This window comes from Streptomyces virginiae (genome assembly GCF_040638905.1).
GTDB lineage: Bacteria > Actinomycetota > Actinomycetes > Streptomycetales > Streptomycetaceae > Streptomyces > Streptomyces virginiae_B.
Genome location: NZ_JBEZYV010000015.1, coordinates 1 through 18,327 on the forward strand (window position 1 = coordinate 1; position 18,327 = coordinate 18,327).

Annotated in this window: 16 protein-coding genes, 1 rRNA gene and 1 riboswitch; of the genes, 14 read left to right on the forward strand and 3 right to left on the reverse strand. The window is 70.3% G+C overall.

Annotation, left to right across the window (positions count from 1 at the left end; genetic code table 11):
* Positions 1–140: 140 nt before the first annotated feature.
* The 11 genes from rrf (at position 141) to AB0F82_RS21465 (ending at position 10,399) form a co-directional block, all read left to right on the forward strand.
* Positions 141–257, forward strand: a 5S ribosomal RNA gene (gene rrf, locus AB0F82_RS21415).
* A 139-nt stretch (positions 258–396) separates the two neighbouring features.
* Positions 397–987, forward strand: coding sequence for a CDP-alcohol phosphatidyltransferase family protein (locus AB0F82_RS21420; protein WP_030658263.1), 591 nt, complete (start codon positions 397–399; stop codon positions 985–987).
* A gap of 100 nt (positions 988–1,087) precedes the next feature.
* Positions 1,088–3,583 carry a mannose-1-phosphate guanyltransferase gene (locus AB0F82_RS21425; protein WP_362630059.1) on the forward strand — a complete coding sequence of 832 codons (2,496 nt, stop codon included), beginning with the start codon at positions 1,088–1,090 and terminating at the stop codon, positions 3,581–3,583.
* Between the two features lie 111 nt (positions 3,584–3,694).
* A complete protein-coding gene (locus AB0F82_RS21430) occupies positions 3,695–4,603 on the forward strand; it encodes a DUF881 domain-containing protein (protein WP_362630062.1) in 909 nt (302 codons plus the stop codon).
* Complete coding sequence (locus AB0F82_RS21435; RefSeq protein ID WP_007262894.1) at positions 4,600–4,932, forward strand: small basic family protein; 333 nt, start codon at positions 4,600–4,602, stop codon at positions 4,930–4,932. The genes AB0F82_RS21430 and AB0F82_RS21435 overlap by 4 nt, the downstream gene beginning before the upstream one ends.
* A 5-nt stretch (positions 4,933–4,937) precedes the next feature.
* Entirely contained in the window at positions 4,938–5,747 is an 810-nt protein-coding gene (locus AB0F82_RS21440; RefSeq protein ID WP_362630065.1) for a DUF881 domain-containing protein, read from the forward strand.
* A gap of 82 nt (positions 5,748–5,829) precedes the next feature.
* Positions 5,830–6,768, forward strand: a complete 939-nt coding sequence (locus AB0F82_RS21445) for an FHA domain-containing protein (RefSeq protein ID WP_362630381.1) — start codon at positions 5,830–5,832, stop codon at positions 6,766–6,768.
* A 43-nt stretch (positions 6,769–6,811) separates the two neighbouring features.
* Positions 6,812–7,582 carry a transcriptional regulator FtsR gene (ftsR, locus tag AB0F82_RS21450; protein WP_362630066.1) on the forward strand — a complete coding sequence of 257 codons (771 nt, stop codon included), beginning with the start codon at positions 6,812–6,814 and terminating at the stop codon, positions 7,580–7,582.
* Positions 7,583–7,645: 63 nt separating this feature from the next.
* Entirely contained in the window at positions 7,646–8,119 is a 474-nt protein-coding gene (locus AB0F82_RS21455) for a bifunctional nuclease family protein (RefSeq protein ID WP_007262890.1), read from the forward strand.
* Positions 8,120–8,301: 182 nt separating this feature from the next.
* Positions 8,302–8,940: a MerR family transcriptional regulator gene (locus AB0F82_RS21460; RefSeq protein ID WP_356814099.1), complete on the forward strand. Its 639-nt coding sequence runs from the start codon at positions 8,302–8,304 to the stop codon at positions 8,938–8,940.
* A 43-nt stretch (positions 8,941–8,983) separates the two neighbouring features.
* Positions 8,984–10,399 carry a DNA polymerase IV gene (locus AB0F82_RS21465; protein ID WP_362630070.1) on the forward strand — a complete coding sequence of 472 codons (1,416 nt, stop codon included), beginning with the start codon at positions 8,984–8,986 and terminating at the stop codon, positions 10,397–10,399.
* 31 nt (positions 10,400–10,430) lie between these two features.
* On the opposite strand, the gene AB0F82_RS21470 is transcribed toward AB0F82_RS21465, so the two are convergent.
* On the reverse strand, positions 10,431–10,796 hold the full coding sequence (locus AB0F82_RS21470; RefSeq protein ID WP_356814102.1) for a PRC-barrel domain-containing protein: 366 nt from the start codon (positions 10,794–10,796) through the stop codon (positions 10,431–10,433).
* Between the two features lie 112 nt (positions 10,797–10,908).
* A riboswitch (glycine riboswitch) is annotated at positions 10,909–11,007 on the forward strand.
* 197 nt (positions 11,008–11,204) lie between these two features.
* Here AB0F82_RS21470 and gcvP point away from each other — a divergent pair.
* Entirely contained in the window at positions 11,205–14,090 is a 2,886-nt protein-coding gene (gcvP, locus tag AB0F82_RS21475; RefSeq protein WP_362630073.1) for an aminomethyl-transferring glycine dehydrogenase, read from the forward strand.
* A gap of 95 nt (positions 14,091–14,185) precedes the next feature.
* Here gcvP and AB0F82_RS21480 read toward each other — a convergent pair whose 3' ends face one another.
* Both AB0F82_RS21480 and AB0F82_RS21485 read right to left on the reverse strand, forming a co-directional pair.
* Positions 14,186–14,374 (reverse strand): DUF5999 family protein, encoded by a 189-nt coding sequence (locus AB0F82_RS21480; protein WP_030009772.1) that lies wholly within the window; start codon positions 14,372–14,374, stop codon positions 14,186–14,188.
* Between the two features lie 261 nt (positions 14,375–14,635).
* Positions 14,636–15,256 (reverse strand): hypothetical protein, encoded by a 621-nt coding sequence (locus AB0F82_RS21485; RefSeq protein WP_356814104.1) that lies wholly within the window; start codon positions 15,254–15,256, stop codon positions 14,636–14,638.
* 496 nt (positions 15,257–15,752) lie between these two features.
* On the opposite strand from AB0F82_RS21485, the gene AB0F82_RS21490 reads away from it, so the two are divergent.
* Together AB0F82_RS21490 and AB0F82_RS21495 are read left to right on the forward strand one after the other, a co-directional pair.
* Entirely contained in the window at positions 15,753–17,285 is a 1,533-nt protein-coding gene (locus AB0F82_RS21490) for a glutamate-cysteine ligase family protein (RefSeq protein ID WP_362630077.1), read from the forward strand.
* A gap of 135 nt (positions 17,286–17,420) precedes the next feature.
* On the forward strand, positions 17,421–18,242 hold the full coding sequence (locus AB0F82_RS21495; protein WP_362630084.1) for a CPBP family intramembrane glutamic endopeptidase: 822 nt from the start codon (positions 17,421–17,423) through the stop codon (positions 18,240–18,242).
* The last annotated feature ends 85 nt before the right edge of the window (positions 18,243–18,327 follow it).

Genomic DNA, 18,327 nt, shown 5'->3' on the forward strand with positions numbered 1-18,327 from the left:
CCAGATGTGGAAGCCCGGTAACGGGTGGAGCTGACTGGTACTAATAGGCCGAGGGCTTGTCCTCAGTTGCTCGCGTCCACTGTGTTAGTTCTGAAATAACGAACAGCTGTGTTCATGCCAGCGTTCAAATTTCATAGTGTTTCGGTGGTCATAGCGTTAGGGAAACGCCCGGTTACATTCCGAACCCGGAAGCTAAGCCTTTCAGCGCCGATGGTACTGCAGGGGGGACCCTGTGGGAGAGTAGGACGCCGCCGAACAATCATTGTGGGAAAGCCCCGCACCAACCCGTTTCAGGGTTCGGTGCGGGGCTTTTCTGCGTTCCGGACACCTGTCCGGCCTCCTGTAGGGTCAGAGGGCATCGAACGACCATTTCTACCGTCACAGTGGAGGCCCCGGGTGGAGGTCCAGGAGACTCGGGTTCAGACTGACCGAATTTTCACCATTCCCAACATCCTGAGCATGGCTCGCCTCGCCGGCGTGCCCCTGTTCCTGTGGCTGATCCTCGCGGAGTACGACGGCTGGGCCCTGGCCGTGCTCATGCTCAGCGGGATCAGCGACTACCTCGACGGGAAGCTCGCCCGGCGCTGGAACCAGATCAGCAAGCTCGGCCGGCTGCTGGATCCCGCCGCGGACCGCCTCTACATCCTGTCGACGCTGTTCGGTCTGACCTATCGCGAGATCCTGCCGCTGTGGCTCACCGGCGCGCTCCTCGCGCGTGAGCTGATGTTGCTGGTCATGGTGTGGATCCTGCGCCGCCACGGATATCCGCCGCCGCAGGTCAACTTCCTCGGCAAGGCCGCGACCTTCAACCTGATGTACGCCTTCCCGTTGCTCCTGCTCAGTGACGGAAGCGGCTGGTTGGCCTGGTTGGCGTCAGTTTTCGGATGGGCGTTCGCGGGATGGGGTACAACCCTCTATTGGTGGGCAGGAATCCTTTACGTGGTTCAAGTCCGCCGACTGGTGAAGGCTGACGCCACGGCCGATTGAGCCCGCCCGACGCCGGATGACGCGCAGGAGTCGCGAAGTCACCGAACGAGGCGGGTGAGAGTCGGCACGACTGTCATCTCTCAAGGAGGACTCTTCCGACATGAAGGCCGTCGTGATGGCCGGTGGCGAGGGCACACGCCTTCGCCCCATGACCTCGAGCATGCCCAAGCCGCTCCTTCCGGTGGCGAACCGCCCGATCATGGAGCACGTACTCAGGCTGCTCAAGCGGCACGGGCTCAACGAGACCGTGGTCACCGTGCAGTTCCTGGCGTCGCTCGTCAAGAACTATTTCGGTGACGGCGAAGAGCTTGGTATGGAGCTCACCTATGCCAACGAGGAAAAGCCACTCGGGACCGCCGGCAGCGTGAAGAACGCCGAGGAGGCCTTGAAGGATGATGCCTTCGTCGTCATTTCCGGCGATGCGCTGACCGACTTCGACCTCACCGACCTGATCCGCTTCCACAAGGAGAAGGGCGCCCTCGTCACGGTGTGCCTGACCCGGGTCCCGAACCCGCTGGAATTCGGCATCACCATCGTGGACGAGGAAGGCAAGGTCGAGCGCTTCCTGGAGAAGCCGACCTGGGGCCAGGTGTTCTCGGACACCGTCAACACCGGTATCTACGTCATGGAGCCCGAGGTCTTCGACTACGTCGACGCGGACGTGTCGGTCGACTGGTCCAGCGACGTCTTCCCCCAGCTGATGAAGGAAGGCCGGCCGATCTACGGCTACGTCGCCGAGGGCTACTGGGAGGACGTGGGCACGCACGAGAGCTACGTCAAGGCGCAGGCCGACGTGCTCGAAGGCAAGGTCCAGATCGACATGGACGGCTTCGAGATCTCGCCGGGCGTGTGGGTCGCCGAAGGAGCCGAGGTCAGCCCGGACGCCGTGCTGCGCGGACCCCTCTACATCGGGGACTACGCCAAGATCGAGGCCGGCGTGGAGATCCGGGAGCACACCGTCATCGGGTCGAACGTCGTCGTCAAGAGCGGCGCCTTCCTCCACCGGGCCGTCATCCACGACAACGTGTACATCGGCCCCCACAGCAACCTCCGCGGCTGCGTCATCGGCAAGAACACCGACATCATGCGCGCGGCACGGATCGAGGACGGGGCCGTCATCGGCGACGAGTGCCTCGTCGGGGAGGAATCGATTGTCCAGGGGAACGTGCGCGTCTACCCCTTCAAGACGATCGAGGCCGGTGCCTTCGTCAACACCTCCGTCATCTGGGAGTCCCGCGGGCAGGCCCACCTCTTCGGTGCGCGCGGTGTCTCCGGGATCCTGAACGTCGAGATCACCCCCGAACTCGTCGTCCGGCTGGCCGGTGCCTACGCCACCACCCTGAAGAAGGGCGCGATCGTCACCACGGCCCGCGACCATTCCCGCGGCGCCCGAGCGCTCAAGCGGGCGGTGATCTCGGCACTCCAGGCCAGCGCGATCAACGTAAGGGACCTGGAGAACGTGCCGCTGCCCGTGGCGCGGCAGCAGACCGCGAGAGGCAGCGCCGGCGGCATCGTCCTGCGGACCTCGCCCGGAGTGCCGGACTCAGTCGACATCATGTTCCTCGACGAACGTGGAGCGGACCTCTCGCTCCAGCAGCAGCGCAAGCTGGACCGCGTCTATGCGCGCCAGGAATACCGGCGGGCGTTCCCCGGCGAGATCGGCGACCTGCAGTTCCCGGGCAGCGTCTTCGACGCCTATACCGGCTCGTTGCTGCGGCGCGTCGACACCACGGGGATCGCCGACGCCGGGCTCAAGGTGGTCGTCGACGCCACCAACGGCAGCGCCGGGCTCGTCATGCCGAGCCTCCTGGGACGGCTCGGGGTGGACGCCCTGACGATCAACCCGGGGCTCGACGAGACCAGGCCGACCGAGACCGCCGAGTCCCGGCGGGCCGGTCTGGTGCGGCTGGGCGAGATCGTGGCCTCGGCGCGGGCGGCCTTCGGCGTGCGGTTCGACCCGGTCGGCGAGCGGATCTCCCTCGTCGACGAGCGCGGGCGGATCATCGAGGACGACCGGGCCCTGCTGGTTATGCTCGACCTGGTGGCCGCCGAGAAGCGCAGCGGAAAGGTAGCGCTGCCGGTGACCACGACGCGCGTCGCCGAGCAGGTGGCCGCCTACCACGGCACTCAGGTGGAATGGACGACGACCTCGCCCGACGACCTGACCCGGGTCGGTCGGGCCGAGAACACGATCTTCGGCGGAGACGGCCGGGGCGGCTTCATCGTTCCGGAGTTCAGCAGCGTCTTCGACGGCTCGGCGGCGTTCGTGCAGCTGCTCGGCCTGGTGGCGCGTACCCAGCTCACGCTGAGCCAGATCGACGCCCGGATCCCGCGGGCGCACGTGCTCAAGCGGGACGTGCCGACGCCGTGGGCGGTGAAGGGGCTCGTCATGCGGCGGGTCGTGGAAGCGGCCGGAGACCGGCAGGTGGACACCACCGACGGGGTGCGTGTGGTCGAGGCCGACGGACGGTGGGCGCTGGTCCTGCCGGACCCGGCGGAGGCCGTGACGCACCTGTGGGCCGAGGGCCCCGACGACGCTTCCGCGCAGGCTCTGCTCGACGAGTGGGCCGCCGTGGTGGACGGCGCCGGGCACTGAGCGCCGCGCGTGCGCTGACGTAGGGCGGAAGTCCGGTGGGCCGGGGCGGGGGAGTCCCGGCCCGGCCCACCGGCTGGACGCATTGGGTGTGTGCGGCGCCGACATGCGACGATGTGCGGCATGTCGCAGCCGACCCACAACCGGACTCCGGCGTCTTCTGTGCCGGCGCGCCCCGACGCCTCCATGTCGCTGCTGACGCACGTGATGGACCACAGCCTCGACGAGGGCTACGCGGAGGCGACGGCCCGGCGCGAGGCGGACGGCACGGCCGGTCTGCCCCGTACCCTCAAGGCCAAACTGGGACTCGCCGCCGGGCTCGTGATCGCCGCGATGGTCGTCACGCTCGGTGCCGCCGAGGCCCGCGTGGACGCGCCGGTGCTCGCGAAGGAGCGCCAGGAGCTGATCGACCGGGTGCAGCGCGCCGACGAGCGCGCGGACGCCCTGGAGCAGAACATCGACCGGCTGCGGACCGATGTCGCCGCACGTCAGCGCGCGGCTCTCAAGCAGCCCGGCGGGAGCCAGGGCGAGCTGGTCTCGCTGCTCTCCGGTGCAACCGAGGTCCGCGGGCCGGGGGTCAAGCTGGTCGTGGACGACGCGAAGGGCTCCTCCAAGGGCGACGGTGGCGGGCCGCGCGAGAGCAGCGGCTTCTCGGACACGGGCCGGCTCCGGGACCGTGACATGCAGAAGATCGTCAACGGGCTGTGGCAGTCCGGCGCCGAGGCGATCTCGATCAACGGGCAGAGGCTGACGGAACTGTCGGCGATCAGGGCCGCGGGTGACGCGATACTGGTCGACAACCGGCCGCTGGTGCCGCCGTACGAAGTGCTGGCGGTGGGGGACAAGAAGCGGCTCGGCCCGGCCTTCCAGGATTCGGCGGACGGCCAGTACCTGCACGTGCTCCAGGAGAGCTACGGGATCCGCTCCACCCTGTCCGCGGCCGACGAGCTCCGGCTGCCGCCCGCGTCGAGCCTGATCGTACGTACAGCCACAGCAGCAGAGCAGCAGAAGGGTGCATCGTGATCGCGGTACTGGGCCTCTTGGCCGGAGTGGTGGTCGGACTTCTGGTCCGGCCCGAGGTACCGGCCGTGGTGGAGCCTTATCTGCCCATCGCCGTGGTGGCGGCGCTGGACGCGGTGTTCGGCGGTCTGCGCGCCATGCTGGACGGCATCTTCGTGGACAAGGTCTTCGTGGTGTCCTTCCTGTCGAACGTCGTCGTGGCCGCGCTGATCGTCTTCCTCGGCGACAAGCTGGGCGTCGGCTCGCAGCTGTCCACCGGTGTGGTCGTCGTCCTCGGCATCCGCATCTTCTCCAACGCCGCGGCCATCCGCCGGCACGTGTTCCGGGCGTGATGGGGATGAGTGCGAACGACACCCCGCCCGAGGAACCGAACGTGCCGGAACAGCCTCTTGAAGAGAGAAAGACACAGGCCGAGCCGGTAACCGGGGAGACCGGCCGGCAGCGGCTCGCCGCCGGTCTGTGGCCGCTGCGGGTGAGCAGGGCCCAACTGATCGTCGCGCTGCTGCTGTTCGTCCTGGGGCTGGGGCTGGCCATCCAGGTCCGCTCGAACAGCGACTCCAGTGCGCTGCGCGGGGCCCGGCAGGAGGACCTCGTACGGATCCTCGACGAGCTCGACGGCCGGACCAAGCGGCTGGAGGACGAGAAGCAGCGCCTGGAGGACCAGCGGCGGGAGCTGGAGAGCAGCTCCAACCAGGCGGAGGAGGCCCGCAAGCAGACCGTGGAGAAGGAGCGTCAACTCGGCATCCTGGCCGGTACCGTGGCAGCACAGGGACCGGGCATCACTCTCAAGATCACTGATCCCACCGGGCAGGTGCAGTCCGACCAGCTGCTGGACACGCTCCAGGAGCTGCGGGCCGCCGGGGCCGAGGCGATCCAGATCAACGGGGTGCGCATCGTGGCAGGCTCGTACTTCTCGGACGAGAACGGCGGGGTCGGGATCGACGGCAAGAAGATCACACAACCCTACGAGTTCAGGGTGATCGGCAAGCCGCAGGATCTGGAGCCCGCGCTCAACATCCCCGGCGGTGTCGTCCAGACGTTGGAGAAGGAGCAGGCCACGGTGGCCGTCACGCGGTCGGCGAAGATCATTGTGGATGCCTTGCGGGCTGCGAAGCAGCCTGACTACGCTCGGTCGTCATCGGGATGAAGCGGAGTGGAGGGTGGAGCGGCGCACGCGGGCCGATGCCTGCGGGGGGTCGCCGCACCGAAGTTGCGGTGCGTGGTGGAAACTGTCTGGTGGTTACGGACGTTGTGAGAATGTCCGGGTCGGCAGGTGTCTGCATTCGGAGTTCGTCCTGCCCCACGGGCGGGTCTGTTTCAGTCAAGGGGAATCGCCCGTGAAGTTGTTTGAGAAGTTGTTCGGCAAGAAGAACCGCGAGGAGAGCGGCGCGGCGAGGCACCGCGCCGGCGGCGCGGACGGGCAGGGTGACCGGCCGCTGTTCCGCGACGAGGTCGCCGGTGCGGGTGAGGTTCCGGGTGCCCCCGGCGCGTCGTCTGTTGACCCTGCCGGTACCGGCCGCATAGGTTTCGGTGAACCATCAACCTCAAGTGCGGGTGGAGGGTTTGCCCCCGACCCGTATGCCACCAGTGCCTCCGCGGGGCAGCCGCGGCGCGAGGAGCCGTCCATGTCGGCCGAGCAGGTTTGCAGCAGGTGCGGACACCGCAGCGATGCGGCCAGCCGGTTCTGCTCCAACTGCGGAGCGCCGCTGCGGGCGGGTCTGACGCCGGAGCGTGCTTCGGAGACCACGTCCACCATCTCGATCTCGGGCCTGGAGGCCTACGAGGCCGAGGTGACGGGCCAGACGCACGTCTCGTCCTCGCTGTCCGCCGAGGCCCAGGCCGCGGTCGAGGCGCTCCCGCCCGGTTCCGCCCTGCTCATCGTGCGGCGCGGACCCAACTCCGGCAGCCGCTTCCTGCTGGACGGCGAACTGACCACGGCCGGCCGACACCCGCAGAGCGACATCTTCCTGGACGACGTCACCGTCTCCCGGCGCCATGTCGAGTTCCGCAGGAGTCAGGACGGCGGCTTCACCGTGGCCGATGTAGGCAGTCTCAACGGCACGTACGTCAACCGTGAGCCGATCGACTCCGTCGCCCTGCACAACGGCGACGAGGTGCAGATCGGCAAGTACCGGCTGGTCTTCTACGCGAGCCTGCGGGGCGTCTGACCCTCCCCCGGACCCGGTCCGGGGGCACCCGAGGGAAGGTCCCATGCTGCGCAATCCGACAGGCGGCTCCGGCAACGGCTCCGCCGGCTCGGCCGGGCGGCTGGTGAGCATCGGCACGGTGCTCACCACGCTGCGTGACGAGTTCCCCGAAGTCACGATCTCGAAGATCCGTTTTCTGGAGGCGGAGGGGCTGGTCGAGCCCCGGCGCACACCGTCCGGATACCGCAAGTTCAGCACGGAGGACGTGGAGCGCCTCGCCCGCATCCTGCGCCTGCAGCGTGACCACTACCTGCCGCTGAAGGTCATCCGCGAGCAGCTCGACGCGCTCGCCCGCGGTGAGCAGATCCGCATTCCGGCGCCCACGGCGCACGGCGAAGCCGCAGATCCGTCCGATCCCGCCGACCCAGCCGCCGTATACGCCGAGGTGGGGCAGGAGCGGCTCCCACCGGCCCGTGTGGGGCGGGCGGAGCTCGTCGCGGCCGTCGGCGTGGACGAGGACCAGTTGGCCGAGTGGGAGTCGTACGGGCTGCTCGCCGAGACGCCGGGCGGCGGGTTCGACGCCGACGCGGTCACGGTGGCCCGGCTCGTGGCCGACCTGGGGCGTTTCGGCCTGGAGCCGCGGCACCTGCGCGCCATGAAGGCGGCCGCCGACCGGGAGGCGGGCCTGGTGGAGCAGGTCGTGGCACCGCTGCGCCGGCACCGCAACCCGCAGACCAGGGCCCACGCGGAGGCCACGATGAAGGAGCTCGCGGGGCTCTCCGTACGGCTGCACGAGGCCTTGGTGCAGACCGCTCTCGGCGTCCGGTTGCGCTGACCCCGTCGGTCGGGGTGGAGCCCCGACTACCCAAACCTGCCGAGCAGGTCCTAGGGTTGCTGTGTGAACGAGCTCGACGTTGTGGGTGTCCGGGTGGAAATGCCCTCCAACCAACCGATCGTGCTCCTGCGTGAAGTGGGAGGCGATCGGTACCTCCCCATCTGGATCGGTCCTGGGGAGGCTACTGCCATTGCCTTCGCCCAGCAGGGGATGGCCCCTGCCCGGCCGCTGACGCACGACCTGTTCAAGGACGTGCTGGAGGCGGTCGGTGAGGAGCTCACCGAGGTCCGGATCACGGATCTGCGGGAGGGCGTTTTCTATGCGGAGCTCGTCTTCGCCAGCGGGGTCGAGGTGAGCGCGCGGCCGTCGGACGCCATAGCCCTCGCCCTGCGGACGGGTACGCCGATCTACGGCAGTGACGGTGTTCTGGACGACGCCGGAATCGCCATCCCGGACGAGCAGGAGGACGAGGTGGAGAAGTTCCGCGAGTTCCTCGACCAGATCTCACCCGAGGACTTCGGCACCGGCCCGCAGTGAGGGTGCCGGCCGGGTCGTCCGCGGTGGGGCACCAGCCCATTCGAGTAGCCTTTCCCCGCGACCGGACACGGGAAACCACTCTCAGGGTGATTATCACTCGGCGTGCCGAGTGTGGCGATCGTTGACGCACCCCTGGTGACTGCCTACCTTCGAGGTGGGCAGGTCAAGGACGGAGGGTCGGCGTGAGGATCACGGGCGACGGTACGACCGGGGGCACCCCCGTACGGAGTGACACTGGGCCCTACCCGCTGCGCGGTGGTGCGGGCGGATCCGCGCGCCGTCAGCCGGAGTCGACGCCGGTCCAACCGGTGGGCGGGGAGCCGGTGCCCGAGCAGATCGGCTACCGCGGACCGACGGCGTGCGCCGCTGCCGGCATCACCTACCGACAGCTCGACTACTGGGCGCGCACCGGGCTGGTGGAGCCCAGCGTGCGGGCCGCGTACGGGTCGGGGACGCAGCGCCTCTACAGCTTCCGCGACGTCGTGGTCCTCAAGATCGTCAAGCGCTTCCTGGACACCGGTGTGGCGCTGCAGAACATCCGCACGGCGGTGCAGCACCTGCACGACCGCGAGCTGGCGGACCTCGAGCGGATGACGCTGATGAGCGACGGCGCCACCGTGTACGAGTGCACTTCGCCGGACCAGGTCGTCAGCCTCCTCCAGGGCGGGCAGGGCGTCTTCGGCATCGCCGTGGGCGTGGTGTGGCGCGACGTGGAGAGCGCGCTGTCGCAGCTGCACGGGGAGCGGGCGGACACCGGCGAGACCCTGGTCGGGCACAACCCGACGGACGAGCTGGCGGCCCGCCGCAACCGCGCCGTCTGACCGGGCGCCGGGGCTGTCAGTGGCGTAGGGCAGCATCGGTGCTGTGAGAGCCGCTCCGACCATCCTGCATCTGGACATGGACGCCTTCTACGCCTCCGTCGAGCAGGCGTCGAAGCCGAGCCTGCGCGGCAAGGCCGTCATCGTCGGCGGGCTCGGGCCGCGCGGGGTCGTCGCCACCGCCTCGTACGAGGCCAGGCGGTTCGGAGTGCACTCCGCGATGCCGATGGGCCAGGCGCGCAGGCTCTGCCCGAACGGCGCCTACCTGATCCCGCGCTTCACGCTCTACCGGCAGGTCAGCGACATCGTGATGGCCATGCTGCGGGAACTGTCGCCGCTGGTCGAGCCGCTCAGCCTGGACGAGGCCTTCGTGGACCTGGAGGCGGGCGGCGTCGCCTTCGACTCGGTCTCCGCGCGGGCCGCGGGCGAGCGGCTGCGGGCCGGCATCAGGGCAGCCACCGGGCTCAGCGGGTCCGTCGGGCTGGCCGGGTCGAAGATGCTGGCCAAGGTGGCCTCCGAGGAGGCCAAGCCGGCCGGGCTGCTGCTGATCGAGCCCGGGACCGAGCGGGAGCTGCTCGCACCGATGTCCGTACGGACCCTGCCCGGGGTGGGGCCGGCCACGGGGGAACACCTGCGCCGCGCCGGGATCACCACGGTGGGGGAGCTGGCCGAGGCCGGCGAGGACGAGCTGGTCCGTATGGTCGGGCGCGCGCACGGCGCGGGGCTGTACCGGATGGCGCTGGGGCTGGACGACCGGCCGGTGGTCGCGGAGCGGGACGCGAAGTCGGTGTCCGTCGAGGACACCTTCGACGTGGACCTGCACGACCGGGTGCGGATCCGGGGCGAGGTGCAGCGGCTCGCGGACCGGTGCGTGCAGCGCCTGCGGGCTTCGGGGCACTCGGGGCGCACCATCGTGCTCAAGGTGCGGCGCTACGACTTCTCCACGCTGACGCGGTCCGAGACGCTGCGCGGACCCACGGACGATCCGGCGGTGGTGCGGGAGGCTGCCGCGCGGCTGCTGGAGGCGGTGGACACCACGGGCGGGGTGCGACTGCTGGGGGTGGGGGTGACGGGACTCGCGGACTACACGCAGGAGGACCTCTTCGCGCAGTCGTCCGCGGCGGAGGCGGCGGACGCGGACGGCGGTGCGGGTGGCGTGGGCGGCGCCGCAGGTGCGGCCGGGGGAGCAGAGCCGGAGGCCGCCGGCGGGGGCGCGGGCCCTTCGGAGGGGCCGGAGCAGCCGGGTGTGCCGCAGGAGTCTCCGGAGCGCCGCTGGGCGGCCGGGAGCGACGTACGGCACGTCCTGTACGGGCCGGGGTGGGTGCAGGGCAGCGGGGTCGGGCGGGTGACCGTGCGGTTCGAGCAGCCCGGCTCGGAGCCCGGCAGGGTGCGGACCTTCCGGGTGGACGACCCCGATCTGGAGCCGTCCGACCCGCTGCCGCTGGTGGGGGACATGCCGTAGGAGTCGTAGGAGGGGGCGGCTGTACCGGAGCTCAGCCCTCGTCGCCCGCCAGGCGGCCGAAGTCGCGGTGGAAGTCGGAGGGCAGGGTCGTGTCCAGGCCGTAGTGGTGGTAGAGCTGGAGTTCCTGCTCGGGAGACAGGTGGCGGCCGACGCCGAAATCCGGTGCGTCCTTGATGAGGGAGCGGTCGAAGGGCACCCGCAGGGTCTCGCCGACCATCTCGCTCGGCTCCAGCGGGACGAAGGCGTCCCGGCTGAACAGGCCGGTGCGGACGGCAGCCCATTCCGGGACACCCGTGGCATCGTCGAGGTAGACCTCGTCGATGGTGCCGATCTTGGCACCGTTGCGGTCGAACGCCTTGCGGCCGATCAGGCTGCGCGGATCGATGTCGGTCTGCACGGTCCCTCCAAATGGTCGCAACTGCTCCGTAATGACTACAGAAGTGCATTTCCCCACAGGAGGCCACTCGGGGAACACCTTGAACCCCGCTGGTAGTCTGGATGACGGCTGTCGACCCTGTGCGGGAGAGTCCTCCGAATGAGCAAGGCGGAGGCGCCGAAGGAGCAAATCCTCCCCGGAATCTCTCAGGCATACGTACCGCACGGACGAGGCCACTCTGGAAAGCAGGGGCGGTACCGGGCGCGCAGTGCCGGTCCCTCCCCTCACCGACGGTGAAAGCCGGATGCCCGCGGGAGACCCCTGTGGCGTCCGGTGAAACTCTCAGGTTGAGATGACAGAGGGGGAGGCCGTCCGGGTGCCCGCGCCGTGGTGCCCCTCGCAGGTCATATGACCAGGAGGCCTCCGTACATGACCGCCAACCGCATTCCGCTCTCCCAGCTGGAGCGAGGCATCCCCTTCGAACAGCGCCACATCGGCCCGGATGCCGAGGCGCAGGCGAAGATGCTCGCCCACGTGGGCTACGGCTCCCTGGACGAACTGACCGCCGCCGCGGTCCCGGATGTGATCAAGACCGCCGACGCGCTCGACCTGCCCGAGGCGCGGACCGAGGCCGAGGTGCTCGCGGAGCTGCGCTCCCTCGCCGACCGCAACCAGGTCCTCACCCCCATGATCGGTCTCGGCTACTACGGGACCTTCACCCCGCCGGTGATCCTCCGCAACGTCATGGAGAACCCGGCCTGGTACACGGCGTACACGCCTTACCAGCCGGAGATCTCGCAGGGCCGTCTCGAGGCCCTCCTGAACTTCCAGACCGTCGTCGCCGACCTCACCGGCCTGCCGACCTCGGGCGCCTCTCTGCTCGACGAGGGCACCGCGGCCGCCGAGGCCATGACCCTGGCCCGCCGCGTGGGCAAGGTCAAGGGCAACGTCTTCCTCGTCGACGCCGACGCCCTGCCGCAGACCGTCGCCGTCATCGAGACCCGCGCCGAGCCGATCGGCATCGAGGTCGTCGTCGCGGACCTCTCCGACGGCATCCCCGCCGAGATCGCCGAGCGCGGCGTCTACGGCGTCCTGATCCAGTACCCGGGTGCCTCCGGCGCCGTCCGGGACATCAAGCCGGTCATCGACCAGGCGCACGAGCTCGGTGCCATCGTCACCGTCTCGGCCGACCTGCTCGCCCTGACCCTGCTGAAGTCCCCGGGCGCCCTGGGCGCCGACATCGCGGTGGGCACCACCCAGCGCTTCGGCGTCCCGATGGGCTTCGGCGGACCGCACGCCGGCTACATGGCCGTCCAGGACAAGCACGCCCGCTCGCTGCCCGGCCGCCTCGTCGGCGTCTCGGTGGACGCGGACGGCAACAAGGCCTACCGCCTGGCGCTGCAGACCCGTGAGCAGCACATCCGCCGCGAGAAGGCGACCAGCAACATCTGCACGGCGCAGGTCCTGCTCGCCGTCATGGCCGGCATGTACGCCGTCTACCACGGCCCGGACGGCCTGCGCACGATCGCCGGCCGCACCCACCGCTACGCGACGCTGCTCGCGGCCGGTCTGCGGGCCGGCGGGGTGGAGACCGTGCACGGCTCCTACTTCGACACGATCACGGTCCGCGTCCCGGGCCGCGCCGCCGAGGTCGTCGCCGCCGCCCGCGAGGGCGGGGTCAACCTCCACCAGGTCGACGCCGACCTCGTCTCCATCAGCTGCGACGAGACCACCCTGCGGGCCGACATCGAGGCCGTCTGGGCCGCCTTCGGCGTCACCGCGGACATCGAGGCGCTCGACGGGACCGCGGCGGACACCCTCCCCGAGGCACTGCTGCGCTCGGACGCGTACCTGACGCACCCGGTCTTCCACCAGCACCGCTCCGAGACCGCGATGCTGCGCTACCTGCGCAAGCTCTCGGACAAGGACTACGCGCTGGACCGCGGGATGATCCCGCTGGGCTCCTGCACCATGAAGCTCAACGCGACCACCGAGATGGAGCCGGTGACCTGGCCCGAGTTCGGCCAGCTGCACCCCTTCGCCCCGGTGGAGCAGGCCGAGGGCTACCTCACGCTCATCAACGAGCTGGAGGAACGACTCTGCGAGGTCACCGGCTACGACAAGGTCTCCATCCAGCCGAACGCCGGCTCGCAGGGTGAGCTCGCCGGTCTGCTGGCCGTGCGCGCCTACCACCGTGCGAACGGCGACGAGCAGCGCACCATCTGCCTCATCCCGTCCTCCGCGCACGGCACCAACGCCGCCAGCGCCGTGATGGCCGGCATGAAGGTCGTCGTCGTCAAGACCGCCGACGACGGCGAGGTGGACGCGGACGACCTGCGCGCCAAGATCGAGCAGCACCGCGACGAGCTCGCCGTGCTGATGATCACCTACCCGTCCACGCACGGTGTGTTCGAGGAGCACGTCGCCGACATCTGCGCCCAGGTCCACGAGGCCGGCGGCCAGGTCTACGTCGACGGCGCCAACCTGAACGCCCTGGTGGGCCTGGCCAAGCCGGGTCACTTCGGCGGTGACGTCTCGCACCTGAACCTGCACAAGACCTTCTGCATCCCGCACGGCGGCGGCGGTCCGGGCGTCGGCCCGGTCGGTGTCCGGGCGCACCTGGCCCCGTACCTGCCGAACCACCCGCTGCAGCCGACCGCCGGCCCGGAGACGGGCGTCGGCCCGATCTCCGCCGCGCCGTGGGGCTCCGCCGGCATCCTGCCGATCTCCTGGTCGTACGTGCGCCTCATGGGCGGCGAGGGCCTCAAGCGCGCCACCCAGGTGGCGGTGCTCGGCGCCAACTACATCGCCAAGCGCCTGGAGCCGCACTACCCGGTGCTCTACACCGGCCCGGGCAACCTGGTCGCGCACGAGTGCATCATCGACCTGCGCCCGCTGTCGAAGGCCACGGGCGTCAGCGTGGACGACATCGCCAAGCGCCTGATCGACTACGGCTTCCACGCCCCGACGATGTCCTTCCCGGTCGCCGGAACGCTCATGATCGAGCCGACGGAGTCCGAGGACCTCACCGAGATCGACCGTTTCTGCGACGCGATGATCGCCATCCGCGCCGAGATCGAGCGGGTCGCGGGCGGCGAGTGGCCGGCCGACGACAACCCGCTCGCCAACGCCCCGCACACCGCGGCGGCGCTGGGCGGCGAGTGGAACCACCCGTACACCCGAGACGAGGCCGTCTTCCCGGGCGGGGTCACGGCCGCCGAGAAGTACTGGCCGCCGGTGCGCCGCATCGACGGTGCGTTCGGCGACCGCAACCTGGTGTGCTCCTGCCCGCCGCTGGACGAGTACGACAACTGAGGCGCCCCGCCTCTGACGTCCGTCGTATGACATGACGAAGGGGCCGGTTCGGGAGACCCTCCCGGACCGGCCCCTTCGTCGTCGGACCCCGTCGCCTACGCAGCCGCGAGCGGGCGGTGCGGGGCGATGATCTGCCCGTCCGGCAGCAGCTCACCGGTGTCCTCGAAGAGCAGGACGCCGTTGCACAGCAGGCTCCAGCCCTGTTCCGGGTGGTTGGCCACCGGGCGTGCGGCCTCCCGGTCGGCGGATTCGGCAGACGGGCAGGCTGGCTGGTGCTGGCACATGGATGCGTTCTTTCGCTGCGGTGTGGTCTGTGTGCTACGGCTCGATACCTGGTTCATGGCCGTCCCCCTGGGTCATCCCCGCAACCGCGGGGCGCTTGCCATCAGTGTTCCCCCACGACAGCCGCTTCGCAGGGATTTCCCGGCAGCTGTCCTCATGGATTGATGACGCATCACCCGTGCGGGCGGTTCAGGCCAACTCCCCTGTCATTTCGGATGGTTCACAGGGGGCCCGGCCGGGCTAGGCCGAATGGGTCAATCGGGTCAGGCGGCGGGCGCTGCCAGCGACGGCGGCAGCGGTGCCGTCGCGGGAGTGAGCCGATGGGTCAGCACGGGAAGGAGTTCGGAGACCGGATGCGGCCGGTACGCGGCGATGCCGGGCGGGGCCGGGGCCAGCGGCACCAGCAGGTCCTCGCCGGCGGGCAGCCCGGCGGCGGCGTCCGCGCCCACCGCCCCGTGCAGCCACAGCGTCAGCATGTAGAGCTCCGGTACGGAGAGCAGCCGAGGCTGGTAGCTGGTGCCGAGCAGTTCGGCCTGGCGCAGCGCGCGCTCGGTGGCGGCGACGTAGGGGCCCTCGAAGAAGTGGGAGAAGGCCCAGCCGTCGGGCGTCAGCCGGGTGTCCGCCGCCGCGACGTGGCGGTCCCCGCTGCGGATCAGGAACCGCCATCCGACGAGCCGCGTACGGGGCGGCCGGCCGGCGGACGCCAGGTCCGAGAGGTTCAGCCGGTCCAGGACGTGGACCGGGAGGGGCAGCTCGGCGGTCAGCGGCCCCTGGATCGCGCGCAGGGACGGCGTATGCGCCTCGTGGACGGCGGTGGGGGAACCGAGTGCCGCGAGGACGCTGCGCAGGGCGGGTGCGGGAGCCGGGGGGACATGCAGCGGCATGGTGGGTCGCCTCTCACTTGGGAGACCTGTGGATCGGGGGCAGGTGCGGGACGGCGCTGTCGCATTCTGGGGCCAGAGGGGGGCCGAGGGGCAATGGCCGCGCGCCAACTCTCCGCCTCGTTTGCGGAGTTTATACGACATGTGTTCACACAGTGTTTCGGCTAGCTGTCCCGCCTATTGCCGACAAGGCGCTTACCGGTCCCGCTGACATGGCATTCATGCCGGATGTGCGCGAACGTGCCGCGCTGACCTCGGAGGTTACCGGAAGGGGGCTCGGCTGGAAAGCACCTGTTTTCAGAGACGGGCAAATGTCATGCGGAATTTGCGCGGAGCGGCTTGCCGGGTGAATGTGCCGAAGCGCCCTTCGGCCAACCCGGCGCGCGCTCCTCGCCACGCACGCCCCCCGCCGCGTTATGGATCACGCTGCCGGGGCATCATCGACCGTAATGCGCGCCTGGGCGCCCCGGGCCAGGCCCACTGGAGGAGGGACGCTTCGATGGGGGAGAAGGTCGTGGCGGGCGGATTCGACCTGTCCGATCGGCAGCGGTATCGAAGGAAACTCCACGAGTGTCTGGAGGGACTGGAGCGACTTCTGGCGGAGAAGAGGTTCGATCGCCCGAAGAACATGATGGGACTGGAGATCGAGTTGAATCTCGCGGGAACCGACGGTATGCCGCGAATGGTGAATGCCCAGGTGCTGGATCGGATTGCCAGCCCCGATTTCCAGACCGAACTGGGAATGTTCAACCTGGAGGTGAACGTTCTGCCGCACCGGCTCGGCGGCCGCGTATTCGACCAGCTCGCCGAGGAACTCAGCGCCGGCCTCGGCTACGCCCACCGGCAGGCCGCGGAGATCGACGCCGGCGTGGTGATGATCGGGATCCTGCCGACGCTCTCCCGCGCGGACCTGGTCGCCGGCAACCTCTCGGCCGTGGACCGCTACTCCCTGCTGAACGAGCAGATCCTGATGATGCGCGGGGAGGACTTCACGCTCGACATCGACGGCGTCGAGCGGCTGATCTGGACCTCCGGGTCGATCGTGCCCGAGGCCGCGTGCACCTCCGTACAACTGCACCTGCAGGTGACCCCGGCCCGGTTCTCGGCCGTGTGGAACGCGGCGCAGGCCGTGACCGCGGCGCAGATAGCCGTCGGCGCCAACTCGCCCTTCCTGTTCGGGCGCGAGCTGTGGCGGGAGTCGCGGCCGCCGCTGTTCACTCAGGCCACCGACACCCGGCCGCCCGAGCTCCAGGCCCAGGGCGTGCGTCCGCGCACCTGGTTCGGGGAGCGGTGGGTGGACTCGGCGTACGAGCTCTTCGCCGAGAACGTCCGCTACTTCCCCTCCCTGCTGCCGATCTGCGACGAGGAGGAGCCGCTGCGGGTGCTGGCCGAGGGCGGGGTGCCGAGCCTGCAGGAGCTGGTCCTGCACAACGGCACCGTCTACCGCTGGAACCGGCCCGTCTACGGGGTGGCGGACGGGGTGGCGCACCTGCGGGTGGAGAACCGGGTGCTGCCGGCCGGGCCGACGGTCACCGACGTCGTCGCCAACGCCGCCTTCTACTACGGGATCGTACGCACCCTCGCCGACGAGCCGCGTCCGGTGTGGACCCGGCTGCCCTTCGCCGAGGCGGAGGCGAACTTCGACGCGGCCTGCCGGTACGGGATCGACGCGCGGCTGAGGTGGCCGCGCCGGGGCCGGGCCGGAGGCCTGGTCAGCGTGCCGGCGGTGCGGCTGGTCCTGGACGAGCTGCTGCCGATGGCGGCGGCGGGCCTGGACGCCTGGGGCATCGAGCCGGCGGACCGGGACCACTACCTCGGCATCATCGAGGAGCGCTGCCGGCGCCGGGTGAACGGCGCGACGTGGCAGGTGGACACCTACCACCGGGCGCTCGCGGCGGGGCTGGAGCGGGACGAGGCCCTGGCCGCGACCACCCGGCGCTACAGCGAGCTGATGCACCAGGGCGACCCCGTGCACACCTGGCCCGTGGGGCTGACGGAGGAGGTGAGCGCGGCGCTGCCCGTCGTGCGCTGAGGTTCCCCGCCGCGCCCGGCGCCGTCCTGCGACTCCTCGGCCCTGTGCCCCGCCCCTGTGTCCCTGTGCCGCGTGACCTCGCCTCGGTGATCCGCTCGCCCGGCCGACGAGGCAGTATGGGGTGGTCGCAACGGGATGGCAGGACGGGAGTCGGGCGTGCGGGCTGAGCCGGAGCCGGTGTTCGTGGAGCTGAGCGAGGACGGGCAGCGGGGCCTCCTGCGCACCGAGACCCTGCTCGTCCTGGCGCTGTCGCTGGGCGCGAGCGGGGTCTCGGCCCTGATCAGCTTCATCGGCTCGCTGACCAAGCCGGGCGGTCTGAAGGACCAGGCCGCCACCCTCAACGGCTCCTACGCCCCCGGCCGGCCCTGGCTGGACCTGGCCTGGCAGCTGTTCGGCATCGCGAGCGCGCTGGTCCCCGTACTGCTGGTGGCGCACCTGCTGACCCGCGAGGGCGCCCCCGGGCTGCGGGTGCTGGGCCTCGACCGGACCCGGCCGCTGTGGGACCTCGGCCGCGGCGCGCTCGTCGCGGCGGGGATCGGGAGCGCGGGCCTGGCCTTCTACCTGGGCGCGCGCGCCGCCGGCTTCAACCTCACGGTGGTGCCGGAGGCCCTGCCCGACGTGTGGTGGAAGTTCCCCGTGCTGATCCTCTCCGCGATCCAGAACGCGGTCGTGGAAGAGGTCATCGTGCTGGCCTACCTGCTGCGCCGGCTCGGCCGGCTGGGCTGGTCGCCGATGGCGGCGCTCGCGGCCAGCTCGCTGCTGCGCGGCTCCTACCACCTCTACCAGGGCATCGGCGGCTTCATCGGCAACGTGGTGATGGGCGTCGTCTTCGTGCTGGCCTACCGCCGCTGGGGACGGGTCGGGCCGCTCGTCGCCGCGCACGCGCTGCTCGACATCGTGGCCTTCGGCGGCTACGCCCTGCTCGCGGGCAAGGTGGGCTGGCTGCCCACGCCGTGACGCGGCGGTGCACCCGATCGGCCCCGCAGGGCGGGGCCGCGGGTCGGCGGCGGTGCGACGCTGGGGGCAAGTGAGGAGGCGCGCG